This window comes from Saccharopolyspora sp. NPDC045839 (genome assembly GCF_056431645.1).
Map to the genome: position 1 here is coordinate 1 of NZ_JBWKKH010000039.1, position 20,314 is coordinate 20,314.

Sequence of the window (20,314 nt, forward strand, 5' to 3'; positions counted from 1 at the left end):
GCCTGAAACGCTACCTCGCCCGCAAGATCTACCGCACCATCACCACAGACCTCGCCCTCACCACCACTTGACAAACAATAGGAGCATCGAAAACGCCAAGACCACACCCCTGGGTGACGTGCTCGGAGGGGTCCGGGTGCCGACGGCGTCCGGCGTGGGAAGCGCCCCGGCCCGCACCTACCGGAAGGCGCTCCGCCCCGAGCCGACCTGCGCATGCCGGCGCCCATATCGAGGGCGCGCCGACTCACTTCTCGAGTGCTGCGCGTTGCGCCGGGCTCAGGCGGTCCGGTCTCGTGGTGAGGACGTACGTCTCGGGCCCGCTGGCCCGCAGGGCGAGGGGATCGGCGATCGCCGGTTGACGCTGGATCGCGTCCAGCGCGGCGGTGGCACGCTCCCGGGGCCAGTCGAGCGCGGTGGCCAGCACGTCCAGGGCGACCGGTCGGCCGGCGTGCACGAGGGCGGCGAGCACGGTCAGCGCGTCGTGCACGACGGCCTCGGCGAGGGTGCTGCCGCTCATCTGCTCGCTGAGCCTGGCGAAGAACCGGCCCATCTTGCCGAGCCGGTCACCGGCGGTCGTGTCGGCGCCGAAGATCTCGATGCCCCGCTGTGCGGCGGTGGCGATCTCGCCGTGTGCGCCGGTGTCGGCCTGCCACGCCCGAAGCCAGACGTCGTCGTCGATGGCGTACCGCTCGCGGCGCCCACCGGGATCCTGTTGGCGCACCACCAATTCCATGGCTTCGAGGTAGCCGATGGACTTGGACACCGATGCCGGGCTGACCTGCAGCCGGTCCACCAGGTCGGCTGCCGTCAGCCCGTCGGCGTCGGCGGTGAGCAGGCAGACGAACACCCGGGCGGTCATCCGGGGCAGGCCGGTCGCGGTCAGCCGGGCCGCGAACTGGTCCACGAAGCCGCGCTTCACCTCGGTCGGCTGCCCGTCGGTCGCCGGCTCGGCCGGCCGGGTCGGCTTGCGTCGGCGGGCACGGTGGCCGGCGGCCTGCTGCGCGTGGTCGGCCAGGTAGTCGCCTGATGCGGCGTTTCGCGCCACCTCGCGGCTGATCGTGGAGGTCGGCCGGCCGAGCCGACGGCCGATCTCCGCGTAACCGAGCCCGTCGGCCAGCCATGCCGCGATCCGCCGGCGGTCCTCGTGGGTCAGCCTGCCTCCTGGCACCGGCACACCTCCTCTTGCATTCATCGACAGTACATTGCAACGATCCCATTTGGACAGTTGCATTCATTCACAATCCTGTTGCAACGATTGGTTTTCAACTACTGTTTTGCACTCTCATGTCGTTGACCAAATCTGAAACGCAACGTAGCTTTTCATCATTCCGAAAGAGAGGGCACAACGATGCACGTGATGGCCATATCGACCGTCTCGGACGACGGCAAGTTCTGGAGTGGCCTGAAGACGGCGCACGCCAAGCTCCCCAAGGGCGCCAAGTGGAAGCTGGCGGTCGCGAGCAAGGACGGGGCCAAGGCGGTCAACGTCATCGACCACGACTCCATCGATGCCGTTCGGGACTTCTTCGAGGCGCACACCGGCGCCTGTGCCACGACGGAGTACTTCGAAGCGGACGCCGCGAACGCGGTCGGTCTCCCGCGATGACGATCGACGTGCCGCGGATTCGAGCCCGGGTCACGGAACTCCTGGCGGAGTACGGCATCCCGAGCGCCGCGATCGGTGTGCTCCACGGCGGAGAACTCGCCGAGCTCGCGGTCGGTGTCAAGAACGTGGAAACGCGGGAACCCGTTACGACGGACACCGTTTACCAGTGCGGCTCCATGACCAAGACGTGGACCGCGCTGGCCTTCATGCAGCTCGTCGACGAGGGGAAAGTCGATCTGGACGAACCGGTGCGGACCTATCTGCCCGGTTTCACGGTTGCCGATCCGGAGGCGAGCGCCACGGTCACCCCACGGCACCTGCTGTGCCACATCAGCGGTATCGAGGAAACCTACGGCGATCCCGGCGAAGAAGACGACGTCTACGAGCGCATGGTCGAGAACATCGCCGACGCGCCCCAGGTCTTCCCGGTCGGCCACACCCACGGTTACAGCGCGGCGCTCGGTTACGCGATCCTCGCGCGGATCCTGGAGGTGCACGACGGCAAGCGCTGGGACGACGTCATGCGGGATCGCCTCTTCGAACCCATGGGTCTGACCAGCACGAGCAGCCGACGCGTGCAGGTGGACGAAACCCGCGCCGCGACCGGCCACCTGATCCGTTCCCCGGAAGAAGGCCCCATCGTCACCCCGGTGGACTACCTGCCGCGCGCCTTCGACCCCGGCGGGGGCATCACCTCGACGGCCCGGGAGGTGCTCGCAATGGCGCACGTCCTGCTCGACGAAGGCACGGCGGCGAACGGAAAGCGGATCGTCTCGGCCGAGAGCATCCGGGAGATGATGCGTTCGCGGGTGCCCGTACCGGACCCGTACATGTTCGGGCCGGAATGGGCGCTCGGTCTCATCGCGTGCGACTGGCACGGCGAAACCGTCTACGCGACCGACGGCAGCACGATCGGCCAGAACGCCCGGCTACGGCTCCTGCCGGACTCGAACACCGCCATCGCGATGCTGACCAACGGCGGGCCGCGGGAAAGCTTCTACCGCGAGGTGTTCAACGAGATCCTGACCGACCTCGGCACGGTCACCGTCCCGGACCTGCCCGCACCGGACGCGACGCGGAACCTCGACCTGTCCAGCTATGTCGGCGTCTACGAGCGCCCCGGCGCCCGCTACGAGGTCTCAGCCGAAGGCGGAAGGCTGCACCTGACCCTGGTCCTCGACCCGATGCAGGCGGAGTTCCTCCAGAAACCGGACCGCATCAGGTACGAGCTGCTCCCGGTGAGCGAGACGCATTTCCTGATGCCGCCGGCGGATTCCTTGGAAGACACCCAGACGGTCGCGATCTACGACTTCGCGGACGGCGCTGCCCGATACCTCCACACCAACAGCCGGGTGCACCCGCGATCGGGTTGACCGTGCGGACCTCGCTCGCGTCGGCTGGCGCTGGAAGCGCCGCTTCAGCACGGGGTCAGCCGCAGAGCAGTCGGGCCGGGTTGTCCTCCGTGATCCGCTCGAACTCCCCGTCGTCGATCCCCGCCGCCCGCAAGGCGTCTCGGAAAGTCGAGTGCAGGAACGTGTAGCCGGTGCCGCCGTATGCGCTGAGCTGCGATTTCACGCAGACGTCGTGGGAGAGCAGGATCTGGTCGAGATGTCCCGCTCGCGCGAGCTCGACCACCAGCGCCACGCGCCGCCGCACCTCGTGCGGGTTCGCCGTGAAGATGGTGTCGATCCCGACGTAGGCCCCGCGCCGCGCGATTTCCAGCGCGTAGCCCGGCTTCTCGACCAGGTCGCAGTGCCCGATCGCGATCCGCTCCGGCGCGACGTCCTCCGCCGCGAGCAGGTCGAGCTGCGGCAGCCCGACCGGCCAGCGCGCCGCGTGGGTGTAGATCGCCGCCCCGGTTGCGCGGTGGGCGCGGGCGGCGGCCCGGAAGGAGCGCTCCTCCGCCGCCGAGATGTACCACTTGTCGGCGCCGATCTCGCCGATGATGCCGGCCCGGGTGCCGGTCCCCGGGAAGCCTTCGGTCAGGTCCCGGACCAGCCGCTCGGCGATCTGGTCCGGGTCGTGCCGGTCGAACCAGTCCCGGTCCAGGAACGGGTCTCGGTAGTGCCCGGTGCCCAGCACCACGTTGAGCCCGGCGGCCTTCGCGACGCGCGCGACGGCCAGGACGTTCTCCGGGTCCCGGGTGTCGCCTGCGGCGTCGCTGCGGGGGTCCGGGGCGGCTCCGACGGTCAGTTCCGCGGAGGTGAGGTCCACGATCGTGCCGCCGCCGAGTTCGGCGAACGCGCCGACTTCGGCGGTGACCAGCCGCTCGTCGGTGATCAGGCCGTCGCCGCGGCGCTCGCGGAGCAGGTTGATGAACAGGTGCTCGTGCGGCAGGGTCGGGCCGAGCCGGTCGCGGTCGACCGGACCTGATGTGGTCATCGCATTGGGCATGCTCATTCCTCTCAGGCCACCGATTCGGGTTGGCGCGCTTGGCTTTTCGTCCCCAGGCGGCGCTGCGCGGCCAGGCTGCCGAGCAGGCTCCACACCGCGATCACGAGCAGCAGCGTCGCCGCGGGCCAGGAAGCGTTGCCGGACAGCACGAGCAGCTGGGTGGCGAAGTACGGCAGCAGCCCGCCGACCACCCCGGCGAGGTTGACGCCCATCGCGACGCCCGTGTAACGCAGCGACGGCGGGAAGATCGACGCGATCAGGGTGCCCAGCGCCGCATAGGTGATGGTGAGCATGCCGATCCCGACGGCGGCGCCCAGCACCACCAGCACCGGGGATCGCGTGTCGACCAGCAGGAACACCGGGAATGCGGTGATCGCCGAGAGCAGCGAGCCGACAACGCACATCCGGCCCGGGCCGAACCGGTCGGCCAGCCGGGCGCTCAGCGCCATCACCGGGAACTCCAGCGCCGCCGGGATCAGCGTCGCCGCGAGCATCACGTGCCTGGGCAGGCCGAGCGCGGTCGTGCCGTAGCCGACCAGGAACGTCGTCAGCAGGTACAGGCCGCCGGTGTTGGCGATGGTCGCCGACAACGCGATCACCACCTCCCGCCAATGGCCCCGCAGCACCGCCAGGACGGGCACCTTCTCCCGGGATTCCCTTTCGAACAAAGGGGATTCCTCGATCCGGCGCCGGACCTGGAAGCCGACCAGCAGCAGCGCGAACGAAGCCAGGAACGGGATCCGCCAGCCCCACGCCACGAACTGCTCCTCGGGGAGCAGCGTCGCCAACGCCATCGCGCCGCTGGACAGCAGCGTCCCCGCCGGCGCCCCGTACTGCGGCATCGCGCCGTACCAGCCGCGCCGCCCCTCTGGCGCGTGCTCGACCGCCATGAGCGTCGCCCCGGACCACTCGCCGGCCGCGGAAAGCCCTTGCAGGCAGCGCAGAACGGCGAGCAGCACCGGGGCCATGAAGCCGATCTGCTGGTATCCCGGCAGCAGGCCGATCGCGCCGGTGGACAGGCCCATGATCAGCAGGGTGGCGGTCAGCGCCCGGCGGCGGCCGAGGCGGTCGCCGATGTGCCCGAACAGGATCCCGCCCAGCGGCCGGACGACGAAGCCGACCGCGAACGTGAGGAAGGAGGCGATCAGGCCGACGCCCGGATCGAGGTCCGGGAAGAACACGCGGTCGAAGACCAGCGCGGCCGCCGCGCCGAAGAGGAAGTAGTCGTACCACTCCAACGCCGTGCCGATGAACGCCGCGGAAGCGACTCGCCGCAGTTCTCTGGTGCCGTGCATCCCATCACTCCCGCCGCGAGCCGATCCGATCGGACCGGGTCCGTCGATCGATCGATCGAGTAGCAGGGATCGTAAGGCGGCCGGCCGAGGGCCGCAAGACCCGCCTCCACACGTCCACAGTGGATTCCGGCATCGGCGAAATGCGGGCTGGAGCGCTTCGGAGGAGTGCTGGCCGCGAAGGGGGCGCACCGCGACCGCTGCGACGTCGAGAGCATCGCGTTCCCGCAGGCAGGCCTGCTACTCGTCGACGGCGAAATCGTAGCCTCCGCCGTGATGGACCGCGGCCGCGACCGGTCGGTGATCCACAACGGCCGCATGGTCGCTGACGGCGGGGAGTTGACCACGTAAGGCGACGCCGCCCCGATTGGCGGTTTCCCAGGGAGATCCACTTTCGTTAGAAACAGATCATCGGCGCTGGGGAGGGCTTGATGTCAGGCACGATCGTCCGGACCGGTACGGCTGCGGAACGCCGCCTTGAAGAGCTTGGGCTCGATATCGCTCAGGTTGATGAGGCCATCCGAGCCGGAGTGAACGCTAGGCGTTCCAACAACGACTTCGAGCCCCGATCTGCGCCCGGCCTCAAGGACTGGATCGCACGGGTAGGTGAGCTCCGTCGCCGCGTAGTGGCTGAGGCCAGCTGGAGATACGCGGATCCACGCAACGTGCCGTTGGTGTACGAAGCCCACAAGAGCAGGGCATTGGGTGTCTTGTTGGGTGACCAGAACACGGGCGACGCCCGCTCGAAGACGGGCCCCCGGAGCAAGTACCCGAAGGGCGCGGTGGTTGCTGAGGCTACAGCGCAAGGTACCGGGCAGCCGACACTCGATCTCGACCTGACGCAGTCGAGCAACCGCGGGCATCTTGACATCGAAGACCTCGCTGCGATGGACGTGTGGTTCCTTGTGACCTATCCCCTCGATGTCGGCGACGAGTTCATGGTGCGCAGAGAGGTCTCGTTGGCTGCCCCGATCTCTCCCGACAGCCACATCACGTCCTGGAGAGAACGACTGGTCTTTCCACCGCTCCGGTTCGCCCCCATCGTGATGCCCGGAGGACCCGAGGACCCGGACGAGATCGATGTCTACGTTCGAGCTCTTCAGCCCGGTGCTGGGTTGGGCTGACCGCGACGGGTGGACAATGGCGGAGTCATGTTCTCGCCAGGCCGCCTCGCACTTGCCCGCCGACGTCGTGGGCTGACTCAGGCTGAACTGGCAAGACGGACAGGAGTTACCGCAAGGCGCATCGGCGACTACGAACGCGGCCGACTGGAACCCGACCGCGCGGCACTGGCTTCCCTCGTGGAGCAACTCAGGTTCCCGCTGAACTTCTTCGCGGCACCTGAACCCGATGAGATCGCATCGGGTGCGCCTTCTTTCCGGGCTCGCAAGAAGACCGCAGCGATCAAACGCGATGCCGCGACGAGCTCGGCCGTTTTCGCAGTGGAGTTCAACCGTTGGCTTGAAAGCCGTTTCGACCTGCCGGAAGCCGCAGTACCGATCATCGATCGGGTGGACCCGGAGATCGCAGCGGAGATGGTGCAGGCGTCATGGGGCATCGAGCTCAAACCGACGACGAACATGGTGCACCTCCTGGAGTCACGCGGCGTTCGACTGTTCGCCCTGTCACCAGAAGATGCCGAGGTCGACGCTTTTTCACTTTGGCACGGAGGGCGGCCGTTCATCTTCCTCAACACCCTCACTTCGGGGGAACGCGGCCGGTTCGATGTCGCACACGAACTCGGACACCTGGTGCTCCACTCAGGGGCTGCGGAGCTACCGTCGCAGGAAGCAGAAGATGAAGCCAACGCCTTTGCGAGCGCTTTCCTCATGCCGCGCACGAGCGTGCTCAGTCATATGCCAAGAGAACCGCTGACAAGTCAGATCATCGAGGGCAGGGCCATTTGGCGAGTGTCGGCCATGGCGCTAACGCACCGGCTTCGTGACCTCGGGCTTCTCACGGGCGATCACTATCGATCCGCATGCGTGGAACTCAGCCAGCAGGGGTTCCGAGGGGCCGAACCCGGTGGGGTTCCCCGGGAAAATTCTCAACTGTTGACGAAGGTCTTGCGTGCGCTTCGCGGACAGCGGATCAGCCTTGTCGACGTCGCCGATGAACTCTGCCTCCCATTAGAGGATCTGACCAATCTCATGCTCGGGCTCAGCATCACCGCAGTGCCGGGTACCGGCACGGGTCGAGGTTTTGATGGCAAGAGAACTGCCCGGCAGCCGCGACTAACCCCGATTGCACCTAGCTGATCACACGCAGGTGACGGTCGCGGCTCACGTGCGCTGGGGATCGGTTACGCGCCGAATCGGGTGTTGAACCTGACGTAGCGGGAGGTTCTAGTGTCGTTCCCGTGACCGGAACCGGGGGCGAGAAGCAGCCGCTTTGGAGCGTTGGGGCGCTGGCCAGGGCTACCGGCCTGACCGTGCGCACGCTGCACCACTACGACGAGCTCGGGCTGCTGCGGGCCGGCGAGCGAACCCGGTCCGGGCACCGCCGGTACACCGAGCAGGACCTGCAGCGGCTCTACCAGATCCGGCTGCTGCGGCAGCTGGGGATGTCGCTGGAGGAGATCGGCGACGTGCTGGCCGATCCCGCCGCGCTGCGCGAAGTGCTGGTCGGCCACCTCGACCAGCTCGACGAGCAGGCGAGCCGGCTGGACGCGCTGCGGAACCGGACCAGGAACCTGCTGGAGCAGCTGGACGGCTCGTGGCGCCCGGAAGGCGGCGAGTTCCTCACCGCGCTGGGCCGGATGACCACGATCGACCAGTACATCACCGACGAGCAGCAGGCAGTCCTGGACGAACGCGCCGACGCGCTCGGCGCGGCGGGCAGGAAGCTGCTGGACGCGGAATGGCCGCTGGTGGCGGCGAAGCTGGTGCGGCACTGCGAGGCCGACGACCCGGTGGACGATCCCGAGGTGCAGCGCGCCACGCGGCGCCTGTTCGAGCTCGGCGACCTGTTCACCGGCGGCGATCCCGCGATCCTGCAGGCGATGCTCCGCTTCCTCCGGGAACGCGCCATCCCCGACGACCGCGGCTTCATGTTCGGCGAGGACTTCTTGGACTACCTGGACCGCGCCTGCGCGGTCATGCGGAAGAACTGAACCCGGCCGGTTCGACGAAAGGCCCGAACGGAAGTTGCGGGCTCGACCTGTCATGCCCTGGGAACGGAAGGGAAAACATGTTGCGCACAACGACGATCCCCGCCGCAAGCGGCACCGCGCACGCGGAGCCGACGACCTTGCGGCTACCGGCGCCGACCGGACCGCACCGGCTCGGCACCACGATGCTGCACCTGGTCGACCGCGACCGGACCGACCCGTGGAACGGCGCCGCCAGGGAACTGATGGTCACGGTGTTCTACCCCGCGAGCACCGTCCGCGGATACCAAGTCGCACCGCAGCTGACGCCCGCGGCGGCGGAGGTGTTCAAGGGTTTCGACCCTGTCTACCTGCATCCGGAGCTGCCGGACGAGGGCGTGGACTGGGCGGCCACCGCGACCCACTCGCACACCGGCGCGCCCGCCCAGCCCGTCGCGCGCCCGGTGCTGCTCTACAGCCCGGGCGGCGCCGACCCGCGCACCATCGGCACCGGGCTCGCCGAAGAACTCGCCAGCCACGGCAACGTCGTGGTGACCATCGACCACCCCGGCGAAACCAGCGAGGTCGAATTCCCCGGCGGCCGGGTGCGCACGATCGACATCCCCGGCGATCCCCGGACCGACCCGGAGCTGTTCCGCACCATGCTCGACACCCGGGTCGCCGACACCCGGTTCGTCCTGGACCGGCTGGACGACCTGGCCGCCGGGCGCAATCCGGACGCGGAAGCTCGCGCGCTGCCCGAGAACCTCGGCCGGGCGCTGGACCTGCGGCGGGTCGGCGCGTACGGCCACTCCGCGGGCGGCGCGACGGTGACCGAGGCGCTGTACGAGGACCAGCGCCTCGACGCCGCCGTCAACATGGAGGGCTACCTCGACTACCAGCCGGAACAACCTGGCCAGGGCGGCGAACTGCTCCCGGTCGCCCGGGACGGCGTGGACCGGCCGTTGCTGCTGCTGGGCACCGACGGCTTCCGCGACGAGCGCTTCGAGCGCACCTGGACGGCGATGCTCGCCCACCGGGGATGCACCCGCTGGGAACAGCTCGACAACGCCACACATTGGGTGTTCACCGACTACGGGGCCCAAGCACCCCAGCTCCAGGACGCCGGGCTGATGAGCGCCGAGGACCGGGCGAAGCTGGTCGGCGCGGTCGACCCGGCCGAATCGGTGCCCGCGATCCGCGACCACGTGCGCACGTTCTTCGCACGGCACCTACCCCGCTGACGGGCTCCGGCGACGGGTCCACTGTGGTCAGCCACGTCCGTCCATCTCCCGCTCTTCGTCCGCCCAGGCCGAGAGCCCGGCGAGGAAGCCTGCCCGGTCGCGCGCCGAGAGCTTCGACATCGCCCGAACCAGCGGCGCGCAGCGGATGGCGACGAACTCCTCGTACACCGCCCGGACTCCCGGCGGAAAGGACACCAGGGTCCGCCTGCGGTTGGCGGGGTCTTCCTCGCGCACGACGAGCCCGGACCGGCCGAGCGCGCCGACCAGTTCGCTCACGGTCGACAGCGACAGCCGCAGTCGCTTCGCGAGCTCGCTGACGCTCGCCGGCTCCCCGGCCATGAGCTGGGTGAGCACCGCGCCGTGCCGTGCGCTCAGGCTGTGCTCCTCGAAGGTCGTGCGCAGCTGTTCGGGCATCTCGCTGCGCACGCGCCGGAACGACGCCGCGATCAGCGGGACCTGGCCGAGCACCAGCAATTCCGCCGAAGTGGGGCGCGGCGCGTCGGGACTCGTCTCGGGCGTTGCGGTCACGACACCATGATATCTATGTTTGGAGATCCAAACTAATCTGATTTCCGAAGCAACCTGGAGGAGCTCCCATGCACAGCACGGTGCTGGCCGTCCACGTCACCCTCGCCCTGCTGCTCACCGTCATGCTCGGCGTGCAGACCGCCGAGCTCAGCCGGCTCCGCCGCGACGCGGCCGGGCAGCGCGCGCCCGGACTTGAGGTGCTGGTGAACGTGATACCGCTGGTCAACGTCCTGGTCGCGGTCAGCGGCGGAATCCTGCTGCGGCAGGGTTCCGAGGTCGGCGCCTGGGTCGCGGCCGGGATCGCCTCCAGCATCTCGATCCTGGCGACCTCGATCTACACGAACAGGCTGCTGCGCCGGCCGGGCCGGCTGTCCCGCCAGGCGAACGCGGGAACCGCGGCGGTCCAGTGGGGCGCACCGGCGTTCACCCTGGCCGGCGCGTTCCTCATGGCGGCCCGCCCGGTGGACTTCGCGGTCGCGTTCGCGCCGGTAGCACTGGCCGTCATGGTCACCGTCGCGGCGTACTTCCACGCCACCAGCGCTCGCCCCGCGAACGCATGAGACCTGCCCCCGACTTCGGTCGCGGACGCCTCCGCACGCCGGCCGTCGGCCGGTGTGCCGCGTCCGGCCCGACCGCAGTTTCCTCTGCGGCTCCACCCCGCGCCGAGGGTGCGGAGTCCGGTGCCCGAACGGGGAAGGGGACCTCGATGCGACCGGCGCCGACCGGGCCGCTGACACCCCGGGCTTCTCACGAAGTCGCCTCTCCGGGGGCTGGCGATTTCGCGCGAAATCACCGCTTCCCGTGGCGGGCGGTGGGTGATTTCGCGCGAAATCACCGCCGCGCTAGCACCGCTCGGCGTACCAGGTCGGGGGTTCGCCGAACATGTCCTTGAAGTCCCGGGCGAAGTGCGCCTGGTCGGCGTAGCCGAGTTCGGCCGCGAGCGCCGCCCAGTTCCCCTCCCCCATCCGCTCGGTCGCCTCGCGCAGCCGGTAGCGGCGGATCACCCACTTCGGCCCGATCCCGACGTACTCCGCGAACAGGCGCTGCAGCCGCCGGACGCTCGTGCCGAGCTCATCGGCGAGCGCGTCGACCCTGGTGATCTCCGGTTCCGCGGCGATCAGCGCGACGATGTCCGCAGCGTCGTCCGCCTTCGGGTCGGGCTGCGGCAAGCGAGCCCGGAGGAACCGCTCGACCTCGGCCACATCCGGCGCGTCCGGCAGCCCCGGGCCGAAGATCTCGCGCGCGTCGATCGACCGGTCCGTGATCGCCGAGACCGATGCGCCGAGGAACGGCCGGAAGCAGCCGGGCCGGAACGCCACCCCGAACACCCCGCTGCGGCCTTCCAGCACCCTGGTCTGGTGGCCGCTGAAGACGCCGTTCACGGTCGCGCCGCCGTCCTGGAACGTCAGGTGCACGTTCGGGAAGGGCACGATCAGCTGCCGGTAGGGCTCGCGGTAGTCCCAGGAAACGACCCAGTAGCGCTCGACGTGGCGGGCGAGGTCCGGTGACGGGGCGTGGGTGGCGTGGCGCTGGTACTTCGTCCACGCACCCCTGAGTCCGCGGGCGTCCCTGGTCACGGGTGGATCCTATGTCGCGTTCGTTCAAGACGTCGGCCGCCCGCCGTGCTTGTCTGGGGCCATGTCCGAAGCTCAGTTCCTGACCCGCGCGGCCGCATCGCTGCGGGAGGTCGTTCGCAACATCAAGCCCGACCAGCTCGACGCCCCGACACCGTGCGCCGAGTACGACGTGCGCAAGCTGGTGAACCACCTGCTGTTCTGGGGGCCGTCGCTGGAGGCCGCCGCGCGAAAGGAGACGGTGCCACCGCCCGCCGAAGCCGAGCAGGACCTCGACCTGACCGGCGGCGACTGGGCGGCGGACCTGGTGGCGCTGCTGGACCGCACCGCGGGCTCGTGGAGCGAGCCGGGCGCGTGGGAGGGCACCACGCACATGGGCGGCCCGACGGAGCTGCCCGCCTCGCTGGTCGGCGGCATGATCGTGGTGGAACTTGTGGTGCACGGCTGGGATCTGGCGAAGGCCACCGGACAGCGCGTGGCGCCGGACGACGACGTCCTCGACTACGTGCACGACGAGGTCGCGAAAACCGCCGACCAGGGCCGGGCGATGGGCGTCTACGACGCCGAGATCACCGTCCCGGCATCGGCGTCCACACTGGACCGGATCCTCGGCCGGACCGGCCGCAACCCCGCCTGGACGCCCTGACCACGCCCGGGCTAACGGGAGCTTGAAAGGTCCCGCTGGTCACTCCTCAGCCGGCGGCGCGGGCGCGGCGCCGGTCGAGCTTGCCCTTCCAGTCCGCGATGGCGCCGAGCAGGAACAGCCCGCCGAGCACCATCAGACCGGCGGGCGAACCGCCGGGTGGACGCCCGCGCCGATGCCATGAGCTCAGCCCAAGCAGTCGTTTCCGGACGACCGTGGAGCGCCGTTTTCGCGCGAAACCGGCGCTCCTCGTGAGGGCGGGGCGACGGTTTCGCGCGAAAACGCCCCCAGACACGCCCGGCGCGCGACTAGAAGTCGAACGCCGCCTGCGCGCCCGCGTGGTTGCGCCGCTCGAAGTCGAGCAGGTGCTGCTTCCGGTCCAGCCCACCGCCGTAGCCGGTGAGGTTGCCGTTGGAGCCGACGACGCGGTGGCAGGGCACGATGATGCCGATCGGGTTCTTGCCGTTGGCCAGGCCGACGGCCCGCGAGGCGCTGGGCTTGCCGATCCACTCGGCCAGCTCGCCGTAGGAAATCGTTTCGCCGTAAGGAATTTCGCACAGGGCGGCCCAAACCGTGCGCTGGAACGGGGTGCCGGCCGGCGCCATGGCCAGGTCGAACTCGCTGCGCTGCCCCGCGAAGTACTCGCCCAGCTGCTCGATCACCGGCCCGAATGGCGCGGCGTCCGGCTCGCCGAAGGTCTCCTCGGGCGGGCGGTGTCGCTGGCTCTCCATGTAGATCCCGGTCAGGGCCTCGTCGACGGCGACGAGGGTGAGCGGCCCGACGGGGCTGTCGATGACGGTCTTCACCGAATGCACGGAAATCCTCTCCTCAGGCGGGAAGCCGGTTGATCGCGTGGTCGCCGGTCGCCCACAGGTATTGCACGGCGTACGCGCGCCAGGGGCGCCAAGCGGCCGCATGTCTGGTCAGCGCCGCGGGCGTCGAGGGCAGACCCAGGTTACGGGCGGCGTACCGGATGCCCAGATCGGTCGGCACGAACGCATCGGGGTCGCCCAGGGCGCGCATGGCGACCGTCTCGACGGTCCACGGGCCGAACCCGGGCAGCTCGGCGAGCTGAGCGCGGGTCCGATGCCAGTCGCTGCCGACGCTGAGGTCGATGTCGTCGCCGGCCAGGGCACCGATCAGCGTGGTGATCGTCTTGCGCCGCGACTGCGGGAAGGCGAGCGTCTCCGGGTCGAGCTCGGCCAGCGCCGCCGCGTCCGGGAACAGGTGGGTCAGCCCGCCCGCCGGGTCGTCGACGGGCTCGCCATGGGCGGTGACCAGGCGGGCTGCATGCGTCCGGGCCGCAGCGGTGGAAACCTGCTGCCCGAGAACGGCTCGCACCGCGAACTCGGCGGCGTCGACGGTCCGCGGTACCCGCCGCCCCGGCTCCTTCTCGACCAGCGGCGCGAGCACCGGATCCGCGCGCAGGAGATCGTCGACGGCGACCGGATCGGCGTCCAGGTCGAGCAGCCAGCGGCAGCGGGTGATGGCGGCCGACAGATCCCGCAGATCGGTCAGGGTCAGCCGGCAGTCGATGTACTCGGGCTGCGGCCGGAGCGTGACGACGCCGTGCCCGTGCGGCAGGCGCAAGGTGCGGCGATAGGCCCCATCGCGCCACTCCTCGACCCCGGGCACGGCGGTCGCGGCGAGGTGCCCGAAGAGGTTGTCCGGGCACAACGGCGCCCGGAACGGCAACCGCAACGCCAACGATCCGGCGGCGGCCGGCTGCCGCTTCGAAGCGCGCGCCCGCAACTCGCTCGGAACGAGCCCGAAGACCTCGCGCACGGTGTCGTTGAACGTCCGCACGCTGGCGAAACCGGCGGCGAACGCGACATCGCTCATGGGCACGGAGGTGGTCTCGATCAGCAGCCGCGCGGTCTGCGCGCGCTGCGCCCTGGCCAGCGCGAGCGGCCCGGCCCCGAGCTCGGCCAGCAGCTGTCGCTGAATCTGCCGCACGCTGTACCCCAGCCGCGCGGCGAGCCCCGGAACGCCCTCCCGGTCAACAACCCCATCGGCGATCAACCGCATCGCCCGCCCGACGAGGTCAGCCCGCTCGTTCCACTGCGGAGACCCGGGACTGGCATCCGGTCGACACCGCTTGCAGGCCCGAAACCCGGCCTGCTGAGCAGCGGCGGCGCTCGGGTAGAACCGCATGTTCTCCACCTTGGGAGGCACCACCGGACAGCTGGGCCGGCAGTAGATCCCGGTACTGATCACGCAGGTGAAGAACCACCCGTCGAACCGAGAGTCCTTAGACTGAACGGCCCGAACACACCGCGCCACATCCTCATGCATGCCAACCAGCATCGCCGCACCACGGACCCGGTGCTAGCGGAAAAACGACATCAACGTGCCCACCGCTCAGCCGCCGTAGAGGCCACCGGCGCCGACAACGAACGCGGCCCGTCGGGCCTAATCACCGCGAACCAGCTGCCGGGGCAATCAGCACACCGCGCAGGCGCTAGCTCCTAAGCGCTGAGACAAACGCAGACCACTGCGCAAGCCCGAAAACCAACCTCGCCCCGCCTCGGTCCTTCGAGTCCCGGACGCCGACGAGCTCCACGGTCCTGGCTACCTCGACACAGTTCGAGGTAGATCCCGACCTGCTTGACTTCCGCCACTCTGCCCGGGACCAATCCAGCACGGTTGCTACCTCAGCTCACGCTCGATCTCCGCTATCAGATGCTGAGATTCTCTCGCATTGAGTGCCACCAAGTCGATGCGTTCCAGCGCTTCGCAGTAGGCCCCAGTCATCGGCGCTTCATCAAGGAACACCGCAGACCTGGCCAATTCGGTGTGCACGACGGGCCGCGCTGACGGGAACTCCATCAGCAGGAACCCGCCAACCATGCCCGGATGTGCACTAGCCCGGGTCGGCACAACCCGCACCGAGACCGACTTCAGCTTCGCGACTTCCTCAAGGTGGCAAAGCTGCTCACTCATCACCTCGGAACCACCGACAAGCGCTCGAAGCGCGGCCTCACCGATCAAGCCGACGTACTCAATCCCCGGACGACGGAGCACCTGCTGACGCCGAAGACGCGCCGTCAAGCGGAGCTCTACCTGGTCAGGGGCAATCCCATCGGCAAGCATGAAGGACCGCGAGTACTCCAGCGTCTGCAACAGGCCAGGAACGAGCATCGGTTCCCAACTGACCATGCGTGAGGCTTCAGCTTCGTAGCTAGCGAGGGTCGCAGATTCCGAAGGCAGGCCAGGGAGACCGACAGCCCACCAGCCGGGCTCGTCGAGACTCCTACTCATCCCGATAAGCCGATCACGCTCGGCCCCGGTCACCCCGTACAGCGCCAGCAACGCTGCCACTTCTTCCGGAACGATGTTGCGCAGTCCATTCTCCAGACGAGACAGGGTCGACTTGGACCACCCGAGCTGCGCAGCGACACCCGTCATCGTGAGTCCTGCGGCTTCCCGCATCGCCGCAAGCTCGGCTCCAAGACCCCTAGCCCGAACTCCAGGCTTCTTGCGAGGCACGACGTTCCCTCCGTTGGTGTGACAGTACGTAGCTTGATCAGGTTGCAGCTTCTCGAGCTTGTTGCAGCAACATCGATCACACGCTGAAATCAGAATGGCACACAGCGTTGCTACGACATCAACGGAGGACGCCTTGTCCGCACTCGACTACTTGACCTATGTCTGGCGCCCGGTCACGGCGGAGCGGAAGCGGACGCAGCGGAGCTGCACGATCGCTCCGAAGTGGACTGGATCCGCGAGGACACCTGCATGGACTGCTGGCGACGGATCACCGCCGGGTGGTCGTGAGTGGTGATGGCCGCTCTAGCAGCCATCACCACTCACGACGACTGACCAGCGGAAACGTCAACAATAGGGAGAAACCCATGTTCTGGATTCAGCTCAGCACATTCGTCCTGTTCAACCTGCTGATCCTCGCCATGCTCACCACTCAGATCCCCACCCGAACACTCGCGCTCGTGACGACAGGTCAGCATGCCGGAGGTGGCGAAGGTGCCTACACGGTCTGGCACCTCATCGCCGACATCGAAGCCGAAACCCGAGAAGCGGCAGACGAGCACGGGTCGGAACACGAACATCCCCGCATAACACCGGAATTCCCCACCACCGACCCCGACGAACCCATCGGACGCCACCACCTGCGCGCCTGAACACTCGTGAGTGATCCTTCCGGTTCTTAGCGGAACACCCACGCACGACTCAGGGCTCCCCAGCCGGGCCGGTGCGGCGCTTCCCCCGACCTCCGCCGCACTGGCCCACGCCGGTGACCGGGCGCGAATACCCCTCCCCACGCGCCCGGTCACCGATCACCCTGCGCTTCAGGCCCACATTGCCGTTACGTCGTCAAAGTGCTTTCTTATTGCCTCCGGACTCGGTCCCCTGATGAACTCGACACCGGCTAGCTCCGTGTATACACGGAAGTCATCCAGCGACGGCGCAAGCACCACCCGCCACGACTCCGGGTCCACCGTGAGCAAACCATTGTCGAACAGCAGATGCACGTCCGCGCGCAGTAGGACGCCTTCATCGAGTTCGTGCGTCTCGTGCTCGGCGAACCCCTTGAGGTGCGCAGCCTGCAGCACCTCAACCGGGCAAGCACCGGTCACTGCGCACACCGCCCCGTACTTCTTCAGCAACTCCTTGCGGAATGTCCCCTGGCCGTTGCGGACCTTGGTTGTGGCCTGGCGTCGCCCTCCACGAAGCGGCGTCCGCTTGGTGTCACCGCCCCTGGACTGCGTTGGCGGCAGTTGGACCGATAATTCGGACAACATCGCCTGCAGCTTTTGCGGATCGACCGAACGGATCGCATTCTGATCGGCCCTGTCCAACAACGCGGATTTGAGGTCCGCTGGTTCGATTGCCCCATCGAGCGGACGCCAGAATCCACCATAGAAAGCCACGAACTGAGTGACCTCGACGAATCTCTCTCTCGGTTCGTCGAACTCCATAAGACACGCCGCAGTTCGACAGCGGTACCTGGGTCGTTGCACCTTCCGCTCATCGAACCGCCCGGAGTCGCACTTCGGGCAGACGAGCTGCGACTTCGTCACTCCGGCCTGTTGCTCAATCCGGTGAATGCGGCCGACACCGTGCACCTCCGCCACATCCCGGATCACCACCAGGTCGCCGACTTCAACCCGGCGGTAGTTGGACACCTTGTTGTCGTAGACGTACTGCACGCCCAGGACATCGTCGTAGCCGGTGTTACCGCCGTACTTGCGTTCTTCCGACGAGAACAACGCCCATGCCTTGGGCACGGCACGCGCGGTCTTGATCGCAGCTGCTTCGGCGTGCATCGCCTCCTCGTCATCGAGGAACGACTGCAGCACGACCCGGTCCAGCTGTCCGGCCCTCGTCTCGGCATTCGCATAGCTCGGCAATCGAGTCATCAGGTCGTACAGCTTCCGCTGCACGCTGTTTGCCGATCGGAACTGCCGACCGCGGTCCTCCGGCTCATGGAGCGGCAACTTCTGAAGCAGCGCAGAAAGCTCCTTCACCTGCTGGTCCGTGGCGCGCAAAGCCTCCTTGCCGTTCTTGAACAACAACGAGCAGGCAAGGACGAGCTCCGCCCGGGTCCATGTCGGTGGCCGAAGCTCGCTGACTGCGAAACCCTCACGCTCGAACACCGCGTTGACGAACTCATCCTCGCCCACCTCGTGCGGTAGCAACGGAGCCCGACCGGGTAGCAGACCGTGAGCGGCAGCAAAGATGACCTTTGTCCCATACCTCCGCCCGTCCTCCGTGATGACGTACTCCCGGCCTCGGTCGAAGCCGTACCGGCGGCAGAACGACGCCAGCCCGAGCTCGTCGTGCTCCGAGATCGCAGCCCTTACCAGATCAGCGGTGATGCCCTCTGCTGTCACTCGATCGAGGATATAGATCACCCTGACGAGCCGCCCACAAATGAGCGTTCGTCGTCTGCAACGATCACAGCGAATGTTCATGGAACGCTTCGAACCAGACATCTGGTTTTGCGACCAACCGTTTGGAGAAGGTGGCAAGATCGGCCACGCAAGCTTGTTGCCACGCGGCACAGTGTTCACCAAGCCGACAGCAGCGAGGACGTCAGCGATTGCCGCTAGCAGCTAACGGATTAAGCGATCAAACCTTCTCGACTGCGTCTATCCTGCCGGGCAGCGCGAAGGACACCACGCCACGACCAGGACGAGGTTGAACACCAGGAATATCCCAGAACCCGCCGCCGCTTGACACCTAGCGATGAACAGAGGTCTATCAGCAAGTGGAGGACTAAGTCATGCTGGGCATGGCGACCGTGGCTCTTGCTCAGAGCCACAAAACGGCAACACGGGGGTCAACCTTCCACGCCTCCGCCGAGATGATCGCGTAGACGGCGCACCATCCGATCGATCTGCGAGTAGTCGTTATCATCTACGGTTGACTCGCCGTCCGTGCTGGCGAGTACTTCGATGTGGTCTATCCCAGCCTCTGAAAGCTGTTCGGCGTAAGGTTGAAAGATCGACAACGCCTGTTCGGAGGGATCCGGCTCACGGCTGCTGAGAGACGCCACCTGCGAGGGAGCCCTATCGGTCTCGATGTTCCTCAATAAGCCATCGAGATCGACGATGCACCCGGTCCACAGATCTCGGGGACTGGGAGGGCTTTCGAGGAGAGCCGCTGTCATCGCCTCTCCAGTCGTGCGGACAGAGTCGGTCAAGAGGTCGTTGAATGGCCTGATCGGGTCATAGATCCAAATTCCAGCGACCGGCACACCCCTCTCGTCGACCGTAATGTCCCAGCTCTGCTCAGCCAGGGTCCCTCTAGATCGGAGGACGAAGCTCTTCGGAAGCGTCCCAGCGAGGACCGCCGTCACGTACAAACGGATGCGCTCGCGTTTGGAGGCGCCCTCGACAGTGCGCGCGATCTCGCCCTCAGATCCCGGTCGAACGTCGACGTCGAGCAGGCGACCGGCAATGCGAAGGAGGTCCTGGGGCTGGAGCATGAAGAGGTGGCCGCCCGTCCGCTCGCGCAGTTCCGCGAGGAGCTCCGGCCGCGGACCCCGCGCCTGTCCGCGAACCATGCGCCACCAGTCCTCCTTGGTGTCACTTGTCACCAGCAACACATCGGCTCTGCGGCGTTCGGCCTCCCGAAGTGTTTGTTCCCAGACTAAGTAGTCACCCCTGCCTCGGGAGTCCTCCTTGTCCTTGTCCTTGTAACCTGGCGGAACTCTCTCTTGCGCTCGGCGGTCAGCCTCTCGAACGGCGTTCTCGTAGTCCTCAGGAAAAAGCTCGGGCCCCACCCGCCCGTCCAAGAGGGGGCGGAGGCGCTCCAGGATAGGGTCCGCGTTGGTGTCCCTGGCCCGAGAGAGGGTCTCGTCGGCGATGGCTTCCTTGAGGGTCCACTTGAGGGCGTCGAAATACTCAGCCAGTGACTGCAGGAGCTCGTCGCGTCGCTCCGGCGGGAGGCCGACGCTCTTGGCCCAGCCCCGCAAAGCTTCCTCAACCGCGAGTTCCGGCTTCGTGAGCCTGGACAACGTCTCGTCGGTACTCTTGTTGCGGTTGGCGATCGTCTGTTCTCGATTTCGCCAGAACTCAAGCGCCGCTTGGTGTGGGAGCCAGACACAGGCCCCCAACCGTTCCAAGACCGCGAGTAGATCGGAGCGCGTTCGCTCCTCGTGCCGATAGAGGTTCAACAGCACATTGGTATCAAGGACGACGAGGCCCGCAGTGAGCACCGCACGGTATTGCTCGTCTGAGGGCGAAAGATAGCCTTCGAAGCCATCGACCAGGCCATTGCTAACCGGGTCGACTGGCGTTTCTCCCTCTGGCACAGCGCCACCCCTCGCCGCTGTCGGTCTCGTCCGTCGACGCGATCATCGCGGATGACTGGGGCTCATCGCCCTATGAATTGAGAAATCCAGGCGCATAGAGTAGCCCGTCACGGACCTGCTCAACCCCAGAAGCGAAGCCTCCCAGCGCGCCGGACCTTTCCCGCAGTC

The 20,314-nt window shown here is 67.6% G+C and carries 21 protein-coding genes; 10 read left to right on the forward strand and 11 right to left on the reverse strand.

Annotated elements, in window-relative coordinates:
• Positions 1 to 244: 244 nt before the first annotated feature.
• Positions 245 to 1,168, reverse strand: a complete 924-nt coding sequence (locus tag AC07EQ_RS36455; RefSeq protein WP_478392367.1) for a GbsR/MarR family transcriptional regulator — start codon at positions 1,166 to 1,168, stop codon at positions 245 to 247.
• Between the two features lie 189 nt (positions 1,169 to 1,357).
• Between AC07EQ_RS36455 and AC07EQ_RS36460 the strand changes: the two genes are divergently transcribed.
• On the forward strand, positions 1,358 to 1,606 hold the full coding sequence (locus AC07EQ_RS36460; RefSeq protein ID WP_478392368.1) for a hypothetical protein: 249 nt from the start codon (positions 1,358 to 1,360) through the stop codon (positions 1,604 to 1,606).
• Complete coding sequence (locus tag AC07EQ_RS36465; protein WP_478392369.1) at positions 1,603 to 2,979, forward strand: serine hydrolase; 1,377 nt, start codon at positions 1,603 to 1,605, stop codon at positions 2,977 to 2,979. The genes AC07EQ_RS36460 and AC07EQ_RS36465 overlap by 4 nt, the downstream gene beginning before the upstream one ends.
• 55 nt (positions 2,980 to 3,034) lie before the next feature.
• Here AC07EQ_RS36465 and AC07EQ_RS36470 read toward each other — a convergent pair whose 3' ends face one another.
• Together AC07EQ_RS36470 and AC07EQ_RS36475 are read right to left on the reverse strand one after the other, a co-directional pair.
• Positions 3,035 to 4,000 carry a phosphotriesterase family protein gene (locus tag AC07EQ_RS36470; RefSeq protein ID WP_478392370.1) on the reverse strand — a complete coding sequence of 322 codons (966 nt, stop codon included), beginning with the start codon at positions 3,998 to 4,000 and terminating at the stop codon, positions 3,035 to 3,037.
• An 11-nt stretch (positions 4,001 to 4,011) separates the two neighbouring features.
• On the reverse strand, positions 4,012 to 5,295 hold the full coding sequence (locus AC07EQ_RS36475) for an MFS transporter (RefSeq protein ID WP_478392371.1): 1,284 nt from the start codon (positions 5,293 to 5,295) through the stop codon (positions 4,012 to 4,014).
• A 165-nt stretch (positions 5,296 to 5,460) separates the two neighbouring features.
• On the opposite strand from AC07EQ_RS36475, the gene AC07EQ_RS36480 reads away from it, so the two are divergent.
• The 5 genes from AC07EQ_RS36480 (at position 5,461) to AC07EQ_RS36500 (ending at position 9,624) form a co-directional block, all read left to right on the forward strand.
• Positions 5,461 to 5,643: a hypothetical protein gene (locus AC07EQ_RS36480; protein WP_478392372.1), complete on the forward strand. Its 183-nt coding sequence runs from the start codon at positions 5,461 to 5,463 to the stop codon at positions 5,641 to 5,643.
• Positions 5,644 to 5,723: 80 nt separating this feature from the next.
• Positions 5,724 to 6,416, forward strand: coding sequence for a hypothetical protein (locus AC07EQ_RS36485; RefSeq protein WP_478392373.1), 693 nt, complete (start codon positions 5,724 to 5,726; stop codon positions 6,414 to 6,416).
• Between the two features lie 27 nt (positions 6,417 to 6,443).
• The gene (locus AC07EQ_RS36490; RefSeq protein ID WP_478392374.1) at positions 6,444 to 7,550 is read left to right on the forward strand and encodes a helix-turn-helix domain-containing protein; all 1,107 of its coding nucleotides are present in this window, start codon (positions 6,444 to 6,446) and stop codon (positions 7,548 to 7,550) included.
• A gap of 101 nt (positions 7,551 to 7,651) precedes the next feature.
• Positions 7,652 to 8,404 (forward strand): MerR family transcriptional regulator, encoded by a 753-nt coding sequence (locus tag AC07EQ_RS36495; RefSeq protein WP_478392375.1) that lies wholly within the window; start codon positions 7,652 to 7,654, stop codon positions 8,402 to 8,404.
• A gap of 77 nt (positions 8,405 to 8,481) precedes the next feature.
• Positions 8,482 to 9,624 (forward strand): alpha/beta hydrolase family protein, encoded by a 1,143-nt coding sequence (locus AC07EQ_RS36500; protein ID WP_478392376.1) that lies wholly within the window; start codon positions 8,482 to 8,484, stop codon positions 9,622 to 9,624.
• A gap of 27 nt (positions 9,625 to 9,651) precedes the next feature.
• Here the strand turns inward: AC07EQ_RS36500 and AC07EQ_RS36505 are convergent, their stop codons facing one another.
• Complete coding sequence (locus AC07EQ_RS36505) at positions 9,652 to 10,152, reverse strand: MarR family winged helix-turn-helix transcriptional regulator (protein ID WP_478392377.1); 501 nt, start codon at positions 10,150 to 10,152, stop codon at positions 9,652 to 9,654.
• 68 nt (positions 10,153 to 10,220) lie between these two features.
• On the opposite strand from AC07EQ_RS36505, the gene AC07EQ_RS36510 reads away from it, so the two are divergent.
• Positions 10,221 to 10,712, forward strand: coding sequence for a hypothetical protein (locus tag AC07EQ_RS36510; protein ID WP_478392378.1), 492 nt, complete (start codon positions 10,221 to 10,223; stop codon positions 10,710 to 10,712).
• Between the two features lie 282 nt (positions 10,713 to 10,994).
• Here AC07EQ_RS36510 and AC07EQ_RS36515 read toward each other — a convergent pair whose 3' ends face one another.
• Entirely contained in the window at positions 10,995 to 11,729 is a 735-nt protein-coding gene (locus tag AC07EQ_RS36515; RefSeq protein WP_478392379.1) for a DUF6597 domain-containing transcriptional factor, read from the reverse strand.
• A gap of 61 nt (positions 11,730 to 11,790) precedes the next feature.
• Here AC07EQ_RS36515 and AC07EQ_RS36520 point away from each other — a divergent pair, with 61 nt between their 5' ends.
• On the forward strand, positions 11,791 to 12,372 hold the full coding sequence (locus tag AC07EQ_RS36520) for a TIGR03086 family metal-binding protein (protein ID WP_478392380.1): 582 nt from the start codon (positions 11,791 to 11,793) through the stop codon (positions 12,370 to 12,372).
• A gap of 305 nt (positions 12,373 to 12,677) precedes the next feature.
• On the opposite strand, the gene AC07EQ_RS36525 is transcribed toward AC07EQ_RS36520, so the two are convergent.
• The 4 genes from AC07EQ_RS36525 to AC07EQ_RS36540 all read right to left on the reverse strand — a co-directional run bounded on the left by AC07EQ_RS36525 (position 12,678) and on the right by AC07EQ_RS36540 (position 15,858).
• Positions 12,678 to 13,184, reverse strand: coding sequence for a methylated-DNA--[protein]-cysteine S-methyltransferase (locus AC07EQ_RS36525; protein ID WP_478392381.1), 507 nt, complete (start codon positions 13,182 to 13,184; stop codon positions 12,678 to 12,680).
• Positions 13,185 to 13,197: 13 nt separating this feature from the next.
• A complete protein-coding gene (locus AC07EQ_RS36530) occupies positions 13,198 to 14,664 on the reverse strand; it encodes an AlkA N-terminal domain-containing protein (protein WP_478392382.1) in 1,467 nt (488 codons plus the stop codon).
• A gap of 166 nt (positions 14,665 to 14,830) precedes the next feature.
• Positions 14,831 to 15,013 carry a DUF397 domain-containing protein gene (locus AC07EQ_RS36535; RefSeq protein WP_478392383.1) on the reverse strand — a complete coding sequence of 61 codons (183 nt, stop codon included), beginning with the start codon at positions 15,011 to 15,013 and terminating at the stop codon, positions 14,831 to 14,833.
• Between the two features lie 5 nt (positions 15,014 to 15,018).
• A complete protein-coding gene (locus AC07EQ_RS36540) occupies positions 15,019 to 15,858 on the reverse strand; it encodes a helix-turn-helix domain-containing protein (protein ID WP_478392384.1) in 840 nt (279 codons plus the stop codon).
• 365 nt (positions 15,859 to 16,223) lie between these two features.
• Between AC07EQ_RS36540 and AC07EQ_RS36545 the strand changes: the two genes are divergently transcribed.
• Positions 16,224 to 16,508, forward strand: coding sequence for a hypothetical protein (locus AC07EQ_RS36545; protein WP_478392385.1), 285 nt, complete (start codon positions 16,224 to 16,226; stop codon positions 16,506 to 16,508).
• Between the two features lie 168 nt (positions 16,509 to 16,676).
• On the opposite strand, the gene AC07EQ_RS36550 is transcribed toward AC07EQ_RS36545, so the two are convergent.
• Both AC07EQ_RS36550 and AC07EQ_RS36555 read right to left on the reverse strand, forming a co-directional pair.
• Entirely contained in the window at positions 16,677 to 18,221 is a 1,545-nt protein-coding gene (locus AC07EQ_RS36550; protein WP_478392386.1) for an HNH endonuclease, read from the reverse strand.
• Between the two features lie 449 nt (positions 18,222 to 18,670).
• Entirely contained in the window at positions 18,671 to 20,146 is a 1,476-nt protein-coding gene (locus AC07EQ_RS36555; protein ID WP_478392387.1) for a PIN-like domain-containing protein, read from the reverse strand.
• Positions 20,147 to 20,314: the final 168 nt, after the last annotated feature.